Source organism: Leucogemmata humicola, from assembly GCF_055379415.1.
Genome location: NZ_AP040875.1, coordinates 5366610 through 5378804, shown reverse-complemented (window position 1 = coordinate 5378804; position 12195 = coordinate 5366610). Strand labels below are relative to the sequence as shown.

Below are 12195 nucleotides of genomic sequence, written 5' to 3'. Positions count from 1 at the left end.
GAGAGGATCAGCCGTTGTCGGTGCTGGCGGGCAACACTCGGTCTACGTTTGGACGAGCGCTCGGGAATACCTCGAGCGACGGGTCGAGCGGCATTTCACGCCAGCCCATGGTGCCGGGAAGGGTGGGGCGAGTTCCGCGCAAACGGTGGTAGAGCATGATGCCGGTGCCGAGCACGCCGCCCGCGACAGCCAACCCGGCGAGCAGAGCAAAACCAACGACGAGCAACGCCGCGCCGGCGCCCAAAACGCCGATCGCCAAGAGCGTGGCCGCGAACCGATTTCGAACGGTCAGTGAATAGACTTTCATTGAACCTCCCTCCCTTCGTCGAACGTCCTCTCTCGTACAATAACCCGGCCGGAGACGTTCCGTCTCCCGAGGGAGCGTCCTAAAAACCTGGCCAGTGACTGGCGCCGTTGACGTGGCCGCCGCGCCGCGATACGCTAGCCGCCTCGGATACACCCCATCCACCGCTTGCCCGCCTTCACTATGGAACGGCGTGACCTCCTCCGCGCGCTCGGTGCAGCCGGCGCGTTGGCACTGCTTCCGAACGAGACGATCGCCGCCTGGGCGAAAGTCGCCAGCGGCCTGCGTCCGGCCACCGGACTCAGCGATAATCAACTCGCGTTGGTCGGCACGATCGCGGACACCATTCTGCCGCGCACCGACTCGCCGAGTGCAACGGATGTGGGCGTGCCGGCATTCGTCAACGTGATCGTGAGCGAGAACTACAGCGACGCGGATCGCGTGGCATTCCTCGCGGGCCTCGATGCGCTCGACACAAAGTCGTTGTCGACGATCGAGGCTGGCGATCGACGCGCCGAGCCAGGGCGGACGTACTGGCGTTTGAAAGGTCTCATCGTGCACGGCTACTTCACGAGCGAGGCCGTGATGAAGCGCGTGCTGCACACCGAAATCATGCCGGGTCGATTCGACGGCGCAGCCCCGATGCCGCATGCGTGAGACGACACACTACGACGCGATCGTCGTCGGATCGGGAATCAGTGGCGGTTGGGCGGCGAAGGAGTTGAGCGAGCGTGGACTGAAGACGCTCGTGCTCGAGGCGGGTGGCCCCGTCGATCCGCGCACTGATTTCGTCGAGCACGTGCAACCGTGGGAGATGCACTTCCGCGGACTCGGCGATCGCGCAGCGCTCGAGCGCGATCATCCGGTGCAGCGCGGTTGCTACGCGTGCGACGAAGTGGGACACAAGTTCTTCGTGAAGGACGGAGAGAATCCGTACACGAATCCGAGCGACGCGCCCTTCAAGTGGTTTCGCGGACGCCAGGTTGGTGGTCGGTCGATCACGTGGGGGCGTCAGGTCTATCGCTGGAGTGATCTCGACTTCGAAGCCAACGCAAAGGACGGTCACGGGACCGACTGGCCGATTCGGTACAAGGACATTGCGCCGTGGTACTCCTACGTCGAGAAGTTCATCGGCATCACGGGCGCGCGCGAAGGTCTGGCGCAACTGCCGGACGGCGAGTTTCTCCCGCCGATGGCGATGACCTGCGTCGAGGCGGATGCGCGTCCGAAGATTCTCAAGTCGTTCAATGGCGAGCGCGTCATGACAATTGGCCGCGCGGCGATTCTGACGCAGAATCACAACGGCCGACTGGCGTGTCACTACTGCGGGCCGTGCGAGCGAGGATGCGTCACGCATTCGTACTTCAACAGCTTGGGATCGACGTTGCCCGCGGCGCGGAAGACTGGAAATCTGACGCTGCGACCGAACAGCGTCGTCGCGGAAGTGCTATACGATCCGAAGCGTAGTCGCGCGCGCGGCGTGCGGGTGATCGATGCGAACACGATGAAGGAGCAGGAATTCACGGCGAGGATTGTCTTTCTATGTGCGTCGGCGATCGAATCGGTGCGGCTGTTGCTCAACTCGAAGAGCGCGCGCTTTCCCGACGGCCTCGCGAACTCGAGTGGCACGCTCGGCCGATACGTGATGGATCATCACTACGGTTCTGGCGCGTCGGGAACGTATCCGGGTTTCGCTGACAAGCGCACGACGGGCCATCGTCCGAACGGCATCTACATCGCGCGCTTTCGCAACGTGAAGTCCCAGCATCCCGATTTTCTGCGCGGCTACGGAATGCAGGGCGGCTCAGGGCGAAACGGTTGGGGTCGTGGCTCGAACATGGCCGGTTATGGCGCCTCGTTCAAGGATTCTCTGATCAACGAGCTCGGACCGTGGTCGCTGTCGGCGTCGGGTTGGGGTGAGACGCTGCCGCATGAGGACAATCGCGTCACGCTCGATCCCGATGTGCGCGATCGCTGGGGAATTCCCGCGGCACGTATCGAAGTGCGATGGCGGGAGAATGAACGCGCGATGGACAAGGACATGTCGACGGCAATGGCCGAAATACTCGATGCGGCGGGATGCACCGATATTCGTCAACATGGCTCGAACAATCCGCCGGGTCATTGCATTCACGAGATGGGCGGCGCGCGCATGAGTCACACGCCGAAGGACGGCGTGGTGAATTCGTGGAATCAGGCGTGGGACGCGAAGAATTTGTTTCTCACCGACGGTTCGTGCATGGCGAGTTCCGGGTGTCAGAACCCGAGCATCACGTACATGGCCCTCACGGCCCGCGCTGCGGCACACGCCGTCGCGGCAATGAAGCGAGGAGAGGTTTGATGCGACGAGATGGAATCACTCGGCGCGAAGCGCTGGGTGCGCTGAGTGCCGCAGCGGCTGCGGCAACGCTGTCACCAAAGTCGGTGCTCGCCGAGCGCGGCGTATCGTTGCGTACGGGCAAGATCAAGCAATCGGTATCGCGGTGGTGCTTCGGGCGCATGTCGCTCGACGATCTGTGCACATCGGCGAAAGAGATTGGATACAGCTCGGTCGAGCTGTTGAGCGAAAACGAATGGGAGGTGCCGCAGAAGCACGGGCTTCAGTGCGCGCTGGCGAATGGCTTCGGCACGATTCCGGTCGGGTTCAATCGTCCGGACAATCACGACAAGCTGGTCGCCGACGCAGAACGCATGATTCCATTGGCGGCTGCGGCGAAGGTACCGAACATCGTGGTGTTTAGCGGCAATCGCGCGGGCATGTCCGACGGAGAGGGGATTACGAACTGCGTTGCCGGTCTCAAACGACTTGCGCCGACGGCTGAGAAGCATGGTGTGACGCTCTGCCTCGAGCTGCTCAACAGCAAAGTCGATCATAAGGATTATCAGGCCGACCACACCGCGTGGGGTGTTCAGGTCGTTCGTGGCGTCGATTCGCCGCGCGTGAAGCTGCTATATGATATCTATCACATGCAGATCATGGAGGGCGACGTCGTCGCGACGATTCGCGCCAACGCGCCGCACATCGCGCACTATCATACCGGTGGAGTTCCGGGTCGAGCTGAGATCGACGACACGCAGGAGCTGAACTACCGTCGAGTGATGCAGGCGATTGTCGATACGGGCTTCACTGGCTTCGTCGCGCAGGAGTTTGTGCCAAAGCGCGAACCACTCGCGTCGCTGAGGCAGGCATTTGAGATTTGTAACGTATAAACGACCAATAACTCTGACACGAATGACACGAATGAAAAAACACATCGAACCCGCCGCTGGTCCAGTGAATCGCCACCGTGAACGCGCTTGGTTCGATGTCTTTTCAATTCGAGTGATTCGTGTCCTGTCAGTTGCCGTGCTAGGGTTGTCCCGTCCGGCTCACGCGCAGGTACCGATCGAATGGCGCGATTCGCTCGTCTTTCACACCTTCTCGATCGCGGCGATCGATCCACGCACCGGCGAAGTTGGCGTCGCCGTCACAACGCGAGTGCCCTGCGTCGGCAACGGCGTGCCTTGGGTTCGGGTTGGCGTTGGCGCGGTCGCCACGCAGGCCAACACGCGCACCGAGTACGGCAATGAGTTGCTCGACGCGCTCGCGAAGGGCGAGACGCCCGCAGACGCACTGAAGCGACTGCTCGCGGCCGACTCCGGCGCCACGTCGCGGCAGATCGGCGTCATCGACATCAAAGGACGCTCTGCGCAGTACACCGGAACACAGCCGCAACCGTGGGCAGGGCATCGCTCGGGAACGAACTACGTCACGCAAGGCAATATTCTCGTCGGGCCCGAAGTGATCGAAGCAGTCGCAAAGAGTTTCGAGGCGAGCGAAGGACAGCCGCGACATCTCGCCGATCGACTCATCGACGCGATCGCGGCCGGTCACGTACTCGGAGGTGACAAGCGGCATGGACTCCGACAGTCGGCCGCCGTGATCGTCGCCGATTCGCGTCCTGGCCGTTCGCGTAGAACCGACGGCGTTACGGCGAACATCTCCGTGTGCGAGAATCCTGAACCAGTCGCCGAGATGCGACGCATCTACGATGCTATCTCGCAGACCCTCGGGTATCGGACGCTCCAGCAGTTCAGCGGCGGCGACGTGTGGCAGCTCAAAGTCATGTTTCAGGCGCTCGGTCTCTACAAAGCGAACGATCCGCCGCTCGACGCACGCGCCGCGGGTGCGAACGACTACACGCCCGATGTCGTCACTGCCGTCGATGCGTTTCGTACCGCGGAAAAGCTTGGTGGGCCGAGTGTTGGGTCACCAGCGGGACTCGTCGATTCGGAGATGGTATCGCATCTCTGGGCTGCGCTCGAACGTGCGGGAAAAGCGCGTGCAGTTCGCGAACGTTTGCTCGACGTGACGCAGGTTCGTCGGTAGGGTCGATTTGACGTTGGGGTTGCGGCGGGCGATATACTGGACCGCGTGCAAACTTCAAACTCATCGCGCGCGTCGGCTCGCTTCGACGTCAGCGCAATCAAACATCTCGTGCTCGCAGGCTGGGCCGGGCGCAATCAAGCCGCGGTAGAAGCACACATCCGCGAGCTCGAAGCGCTCGGCACGCCTCGCCCGAGTCGCACTCCGGTGTTCTATCGCGTCGCCGCATCATTGCTCACGACGGGCGATGCCATCGAAGTCGTTGGCGGTGAGACGAGCGGCGAAGTGGAATTCGTGCTCGTCACGCGCGACGACGGCGTGTGGGTTGGGCTCGGATCGGATCACACCGATCGTGGGCTCGAGCGATCGAGCGTTGCCCTGTCGAAGCAGCTGTGCGCGAAGGTCGTTGCGGCAGACCTCTGGCGCTTCGATGATCTCGCGCCACATTGGGATCGCGTGATCCTGCGATCGTGGGCGCATCGCAACGGCAATCGCGAGTTGTATCAAGAGGGTACGTTTGCGTCGCTGCTGCCCGCCGATCGACTCACTGCGTTGTACGAAAGCTTCGATGTGCCGCTGCGTGCGGGCTCGGCGCTGTTCAGTGGAACGATAGCGACCGTGCACGAAATCGCGCCGGCCGATGAATTCGAAATGGAGATGGAGGATCCCGTGCTCCAACGAACGCTGCGCCATCGCTATCGCATCACCACGCTCCCGGCGAACTCATGAGCGACGCGCTCGAACGAGCGACGCTGCGCAAGGTGAGCGTGCGTCTGCTGCCGATCTTATTCGTCCTCTACATCGCGGCGTTTATCGATCGCACGAACGTCAGTCTTGCGGCGCTGCAAATGAATCAGAGCGTCGGGCTGAGCTCGGCGGCCTACGGCTTCGGCGCGGGAGTGTTCTTCATCGGGTACGGACTGTTCGAGGTGCCAAGCAATCTGTTTCTCGCGAAGGTCGGCGCGCGGCGATGGATTGCGCGAATCGCGATCTCGTGGGGCATCATCGCGTGCGCTATGATGTTCGTTCGCGGCCCGATGAGCTTCTACATGCTGCGCTTCTTGCTTGGTGCGGCGGAAGCGGGCGCGTTCCCAGGAATCGTGTACTACTTGAGCCAGTGGTTCCCGGAACAGCAGCGTGCGAGCGCGATGTCGAAGTTCATGGTGAGCATTCCGTTGGCGAGTGCGATCGGCGGGCCGCTTGGCGGCGCGCTGTTGTCGCTCAACGAGAATCTCGGACTTGCTGGCTGGCAGTGGCTGTTCGTTGCGGAAGGAATTCCGTCGATCATCCTGGGCATCGCGATTCTGTTTCTCCTCACCGACCGTCCGTCCGAAGCGACATGGTTGACCGATGGTGAACGACGATGGCTGATGTCGAAGTTGGATTTCGAACGCCGGCGAAGTGAAACCGTCGCAGAGACGAACGCCGCAAAGGCGTTGACGAGTGGGATCGTGTGGTGGCTCGCGGTTTTGTACTTCCTCGCAATCGCCGCGGAGCTTGGCCCGGTGTTCTTCGGACCCGTGTTGCTCGCTGACGCACTGCATCTCGACGCAGTGCACGTTGGATTCATCATTGGGGCGATCGGGCTTGCTGGTGTTGCCGGCATGTTGCTCAACGGCGCGCATTCGGATCGCAAGCAGGAGCGCATCTCACACGCGGCGTGGCCAATGGTGTTGATGGCGATCGGGTTTGTGGTGACCGCGATGTCGCGTCAGGGAGCGACGGTGATTGCCGGACTCGCGATCATCTCATTCGGAGTCAACGCTTTCCTGCCAGTGTTCTGGTGCGTGCCGTCGGCGCTATTGAGCGGTCCTGCGGCTGCAGGCGGAATTGCACTGATCAATTCGATCGGCAATCTCGGTGGATTCGCTGCGCCGAACATCGTCGGCTGGGGAAAAACGGTGACGGGGAATTACGTCGGCAGCATGATGGTGCTTGGCGTGTTTGCGGTCACTGCCGCCGCGATGATGCTTGGCGTGCGTCGCGCGCGAGCGCTCGCTCCAAACGCGTCAGAAACCGTGAGCGCATCGTAGCCCCATTAGTTGTTGCGTCAACGAATTGACGCAAGCGATACCGGTTCGACAAAGAACCGTTGCTCTTGCGGCTTGCGAAGTGGCGCGGCATAATGCGCGCCGATGCTGAATCCGTTACAGCGACCCATTTCGAAATCGAATGACGCTCACGCGCCGTACGCGGAGAGCGATTGGGTTGCACGTATTCGCGAGAGTGATCACGCCGCGTTCGAAGCGCTCGTTCGGCACTACTCCGATCGTCTGTGCGCGTTCGTGTACAACAGCACGCGCGATGTGGAGTCGACGAAAGAGTTGGTGCAGGATCTGTTTCTCTGGATCTGGCGCCATCGCCATGAGTGGGACGTTCGCGGCGGGCTAACGACGTATCTCTATCGCTCGGCGAGAAACCGCGCGATCAGCTACATGCGCCATGACGGACTCGAGCGCAGATGGCAGGAAGAGATGGCGCTCACGGGCGAACACGAATTCGATCGCGCAGATCCGATCGAGCCGGGCGAAGAAACCGGCGCCGCCGAACTTTCCGACGCCATCAATCGAGCGGTTGATTCGCTTCCGGCGCGTTGCCGGCAGGTCTTCACGCTGAATCGAGAGCACAAACTCTCGTATCGTGAGATCGCCGAGACGCTTGGGATCTCCGTGAAGACGGTGGAAGTGCACATGGGCCGCGCACTTACCGCAATGCGTCGGCATCTCACGGACTGGGTTTAAGCCGTTATCCCTGAGACCCGAGACCTCAGACCTGAGATCTGACTAAGGGTCTTTTCGATCTCGTGCGCCTGTACGTGCATGAGATCCTTTTTGTCTGAGGCGCGGATCCTCGCATGACCGAGGATGCACGCGAACCAAGCCCGCGCGCACTTGCTGCGTTTCTGAGCGGCGAGGCGTCGGCGTCTGAATCGGCCGACGTCCTGCGTTGGGCGCAATCGAGTCCCGAATACACTGCGCGTCTCGACGCGTTGCGGTCGGCCTGGGACGAAGCGACGCAGCCGAAGATCGGCGGCGTCGGATCGTGGAGCGCCGACGAAATGTGGGCGTCGATCGCACCGAAGCTCGACGTCGACGAACAACCGCGTCTTCGTCTCGTGGCGCCGGCGGCACCGGTCCAGCGTCGCCGCTCGGGTGGACGCAACCTGGCGGCGTGGGCGACAGCAGCGGCGTGCGCGGTGTTGTTTGCCGGAGTATGGGCTGATCACCGTGCAGAGCAACTACGCGAAGCGTCACGGCAGCCGGTGGTCGAACCCGCGCGCGAGTATCGCACCGACCGAGGGCAACGCGCCTCGGTCACGCTTCCCGACGGCAGTGCGTTCCAGCTCGGACCGATGAGCGTGTTGCGCGTGTCGAGCGGCTACGGTTCGCCGGAACGCGTCGTCGAGCTCGAAGGCGATGGGTACTTCAACGTCACGCACGATGTCGCGCACCCGTTCTCGGTGCGCACGGCTCGCACGACGATTCGCGATGTCGGTACGCGCTTCGTCGTTCGTGCGCGGCCGACGGAGCCGCGCGTCGAAATCGCGGTTGCCGACGGAGAGGTTGCAGTTGAGCCAACCACCAGCCACGCACCGACCTCAACGCGCGCCGTTCGAGATGTAAAAAGCCTTTCGGTCACCGCGGGACAGGCGGCGTTGGTCGACGAAGCAGGCGCCGCGCGTCTTCTGCCGCGTGCGTCGGTTGCGGCGCGCTTCGCGTGGACGCGCGGCGAGTTCGTGTTCGATCACGTGCTCGTGCCGAACGTGCTCGCGGAATTGAGTCGCTGGTACGGCAGCAGCTTCGTACTCGCGGACAAGAGCCTCGACACCGTGCGGCTCACGACCACGCTGAAAGGCGAGACGATGCTCGAAGCACTCGTCGTTCTCGAGACATCGCTCGATGTCGACGCGCGCGTTGAAGGCGATCGCGTCACGCTCACCCGTCACAGCAAGAGCGAACGGTCAACGCCATGAAAACCATTCTGACACTTCGAGACCTTTCGACCTCCGGAGGAAGCATGCGTCGCATCAGCTCGATCATCGCGGCTGCTCTCACGGTGCTCGCGTGGCAGTCGCCCCAGCCTCTCGCAGCCCAGGGCGGTGCGTCACCGACTGAATCGGTCCGCATCGTTGCCGACGCGGCGTCGCTCGTGCCGCAGCTCAGGCGAAACATCTCGCTCAAGCTCGCCGGCGTGTCCGTCGAAGCGGCATTGCGCGAGATCGGTCGTCGCGCCGATGTACCGATCACTTACAACGACGCGATCTTGCCCAAGACGACGTCGGTCTGGCTGACACGCGACGAGATTCGTACCGACGAAGCGTTGGAGCTCGTACTCCAATCCGCCGGGCTTCGCATCATGGCGCTGTCGACGGGACAGCTCGTCGTGGTGAACATCCCGGCGTCTGAAGCGAAAGCGCAGAATGCCGCGCCGCCGTCGATCAGTGGACGAGTCACCGAGGCGGCGAGCGGCCAGCCGATCCAGGACGTACGCGTCGCGGTCGTTGGAACGAACCTTGGCGCCGCGACCAACGCCGAGGGACGCTACACGATTCGCAATGTGCCGGTTGGCGTCGTGGAAGTGCGCGTGCTGCGCGTTGGCTTTCAGGAGCAGAAGAAGTCTGTCTCCACCGCCGCCGATCAAACCGCGACGCTCGATTTCGCGATGACGCAGGCGGTGCTACAACTCGCTGACGTCGTGACGACGGCAACGGGCGAACAGCGACGCGTCGAACTTGGCAACGCTGTGGCGAACATCGGCGTGACGAATGTCGCCGAGACGCAGACGGTGAGAAATATCAGTGACGTGCTGAATTCGCGCGTGCCAGGCGTGAGCGTCCAGACCGGAATGCAGACTGGCGTTGGCTCGCGAATTCGTATTCGTGGATCGAACAGCGTGAGCTTGAACAACGCGCCGATCTACATCATCGACGGCGTTCGCATGACGTCGCAGGTGTCGTTCTCGTACGCCATCGGCGGTGCGCAGCCTGCACGCAGCGATGACCTGAGCCCGGACGACATCGAGAACATCGAAATCGTGAAGGGCCCGTCTGCCGCGACGCTCTACGGCACCGACGCGTCGAACGGTGTGGTGCTCATCACGACGAAGAAGGGAAAAGCCGGGGCGCCTAAGTGGCAGGCCTTCGGCGAAGGTGGGTTTCTCACCGATCGCCAGAACAACTACCCGACCAACGCGACGCTGCAGGGACACAGCCCATCGGGAACGCCGCTCGTTACGCAGGGCGCGTGCGTGCTGCCGATGGTTCCAGCCGGCACGTGCATTCCCGACAGCTTGCAGACGACGAACCTCTGGAAGGACTGGCACTGCACCGAGGTTTTCGCGACGAAAACGAAAACTTGTCAGCACGACCTCGGCCTCACGATGCTCGGTACCGGTTATCGCAATCACTACGGTGCGCAGCTGTCGGGCGGCAACGACGTATCGCGGTACTTCATCTCGGCCGATCGCGAAGGCGAACAGGGAGTGTTTCAACTCCCTCGATTCGAGCAAAATCGATACGACTCGATCGGCGTCGATCCGCACGATTGGACGAGTCACCCGAATACGTTGGCGAAGAATTCGTTCCGCTTGAACCTCAACACCGCCGTGAACTCGAAGCTCGACATCGGCGTGAACATGGGGTACATCAACTCCGGCACGCGTCTGATCAACCAATCGAGCTCGTCGAGCGCCGCGGGTATCGCGTTCTACGGCACGGGTTATCTGAACAATGGCAACGTCGGCCTCGTCGCCACGCCAACGCCGCTGATGGGCTACGGCTCGTTCACGCCGAGCTATGTGTTCCAGGAGAAGCGACAGCAGGACGTCGATCGCTTTATCGGTGCCGTCAACGTGCAGTGGCGTCCGTTCTCGTGGATGCAGAATCGCGCGAACATTGGTACGGACGTCGCCGGCCAGGAAGACTACGACTTCAAGTTCCGCGGTGAGGGTCCGCCGACCAATGCGACCGCGCTGCAAGGCCTCGCGTCGAATGCGCGCACGAACCTGCGCAACCTCACCGCCGATTTCGGAAGTACGGTGACGTTCACACCGTCGAATCATCAGTGGCTGAACCTAAAGACGACCGGCGGCATGCAGTATGTCAACGTGAACGTTGACGGAAACCTCGCGAGCGCGTCGAGCATTCCGCCAGGAACACAGGTCGTGGGCAGCGGCACGCTGAGCGCGAACTCGTCGAGCACGCAGACTCGCACACTCGGCTTCTTCGTCGAGCAGGCAGTCGCGCTGCGCGATCGGTTGTTCCTCACAGCGGCGGTTCGCACTGACCAGAACAGCGCATTCGGCACGAACTTCCAGCACGTGATCTACCCGAAGGTGAGTGCGTCGTGGATCATCTCTGACGAATCGTTCTTCCCGCATCCGTCGTGGCTGACGAACCTGCGCGTTCGCAGTGCATACGGCGCATCGGGCGTGCAGCCGGGAGCAACGGCGGCGCTGTCGTCACTCAGTACGGTCACGGGCAACGTGAACGGCGTCGACGTGTCGGGCCTGCGCATTGGCTCGATCGACAATCCGAACCTCAAGCCCGAACGTTCATCCGAACTCGAAGGTGGTTTCGAGAGCACGCTGTTCGGCGGACGCGCAACGATCGAAGTAACGCGCTACTACAAGCGCACCAAGGACGCGCTGATCTCGGCGGTCGTTCCACCGTCGCTCGGATCGGCGTCGACGATCACGCGCAACCTTGGCGCCGTGCGCAACGACGGTTGGGAAGGTTCGATCATGGCACAGCCGGTCGATCGCAAGAACATCGGCATCGACCTCACACTGAGCGCGTCGATCAACCGCAACATGGTTCTCAGCCTGGGCAACACGCCGACGCAGACGTCGAACGACACGCGCATCGCGGTCGGCTACCCGATCGGCGGCTACTGGGAGATTCCTCTCACCGGCTACAAGGACAAGAACGGCGACGGCATCCTGTCATACAACAAGGATCCGAATCTGAGTGAGGTCACGTTCGCCGGCGACACGTCGGTGTACATGGGCGTCAGCATTCCGCCGCAACAGATTGCCTTCACACCGGCGATCGAAATTTTCCATCGCAAGCTCAGAATCCAGACGATGTTCGACTATCGCGGCGGCAACCACGCGATCAATCTCACCGACATCGTGATGTGCAACGTCGTCTTCAACTGCGTCGGCAGAAACGATCCGCATGCCTCGCTGTACGAACAGGCACGCGCGCTCGAATACACCGATCCTTCGCCGATCGCAGCCGGCGGCGACACTGGCCCGGGCAACTTCATCAAGTGGCGCGAACTGTCGGCGACGTACACGCTGCCCGATCGCTGGGCGCGCTTCGCCGCGGCGTCCGGCGCAACGGTGTCGTTCACGGCGCGCAATATTCAGACGTGGACGAAGTACACCGGTGTCGACCCGGAGAACAGCATCTATACCACCGGCGGCTCCGGCGACGCGCACACGTTCGATCAGGTCACCGTCGGTCCACCGACGTACTACGTCATGCGCATCAATCTCCGCTTCTAAACCTCAGACCATCCCT

At 62.2% G+C, this 12195-nt stretch carries 10 protein-coding genes; 9 read left to right on the top strand and 1 reads right to left on the bottom strand.

Annotation, left to right across the window (positions count from 1 at the left end; genetic code table 11):
- Window positions 1-7 precede the first annotated feature (7 nt).
- A complete protein-coding gene (locus AC6H4Z_RS23100; protein WP_497544329.1) occupies window positions 8-307 on the bottom strand; it encodes a hypothetical protein in 300 nt (99 codons plus the stop codon).
- A gap of 165 nt (window positions 308-472) precedes the next feature.
- Between AC6H4Z_RS23100 and AC6H4Z_RS23095 the strand changes: the two genes are divergently transcribed.
- The 9 genes from AC6H4Z_RS23095 to AC6H4Z_RS23055 all read left to right on the top strand — a co-directional run bounded on the left by AC6H4Z_RS23095 (window position 473) and on the right by AC6H4Z_RS23055 (window position 12179).
- Window positions 473-961 carry a gluconate 2-dehydrogenase subunit 3 family protein gene (locus AC6H4Z_RS23095; RefSeq protein ID WP_497544328.1) on the top strand — a complete coding sequence of 163 codons (489 nt, stop codon included), beginning with the start codon at window positions 473-475 and terminating at the stop codon, window positions 959-961.
- Window positions 954-2645 carry a GMC oxidoreductase gene (locus tag AC6H4Z_RS23090; protein WP_497544327.1) on the top strand — a complete coding sequence of 564 codons (1692 nt, stop codon included), beginning with the start codon at window positions 954-956 and terminating at the stop codon, window positions 2643-2645. The genes AC6H4Z_RS23095 and AC6H4Z_RS23090 overlap by 8 nt, the downstream gene beginning before the upstream one ends.
- On the top strand, window positions 2645-3514 hold the full coding sequence (locus tag AC6H4Z_RS23085) for a hydroxypyruvate isomerase family protein (RefSeq protein ID WP_497544326.1): 870 nt from the start codon (window positions 2645-2647) through the stop codon (window positions 3512-3514). The genes AC6H4Z_RS23090 and AC6H4Z_RS23085 overlap by 1 nt, the downstream gene beginning before the upstream one ends.
- Before the next feature lie 22 nt (window positions 3515-3536).
- Window positions 3537-4673, top strand: coding sequence for a DUF1028 domain-containing protein (locus AC6H4Z_RS23080; RefSeq protein ID WP_497544325.1), 1137 nt, complete (start codon window positions 3537-3539; stop codon window positions 4671-4673).
- A gap of 45 nt (window positions 4674-4718) precedes the next feature.
- On the top strand, window positions 4719-5399 hold the full coding sequence (locus AC6H4Z_RS23075) for a DUF2848 domain-containing protein (protein ID WP_497544324.1): 681 nt from the start codon (window positions 4719-4721) through the stop codon (window positions 5397-5399).
- Complete coding sequence (locus AC6H4Z_RS23070; RefSeq protein WP_497544323.1) at window positions 5396-6703, top strand: MFS transporter; 1308 nt, start codon at window positions 5396-5398, stop codon at window positions 6701-6703. The genes AC6H4Z_RS23075 and AC6H4Z_RS23070 overlap by 4 nt, the downstream gene beginning before the upstream one ends.
- A 102-nt stretch (window positions 6704-6805) precedes the next feature.
- Window positions 6806-7411, top strand: coding sequence for an RNA polymerase sigma-70 factor (locus tag AC6H4Z_RS23065; protein ID WP_497544322.1), 606 nt, complete (start codon window positions 6806-6808; stop codon window positions 7409-7411).
- A 113-nt stretch (window positions 7412-7524) separates the two neighbouring features.
- Window positions 7525-8643: a FecR family protein gene (locus AC6H4Z_RS23060; RefSeq protein WP_497544321.1), complete on the top strand. Its 1119-nt coding sequence runs from the start codon at window positions 7525-7527 to the stop codon at window positions 8641-8643.
- Between the two features lie 44 nt (window positions 8644-8687).
- Entirely contained in the window at window positions 8688-12179 is a 3492-nt protein-coding gene (locus AC6H4Z_RS23055; protein WP_497544320.1) for a SusC/RagA family TonB-linked outer membrane protein, read from the top strand.
- The last annotated feature ends 16 nt before the right edge of the window (window positions 12180-12195 follow it).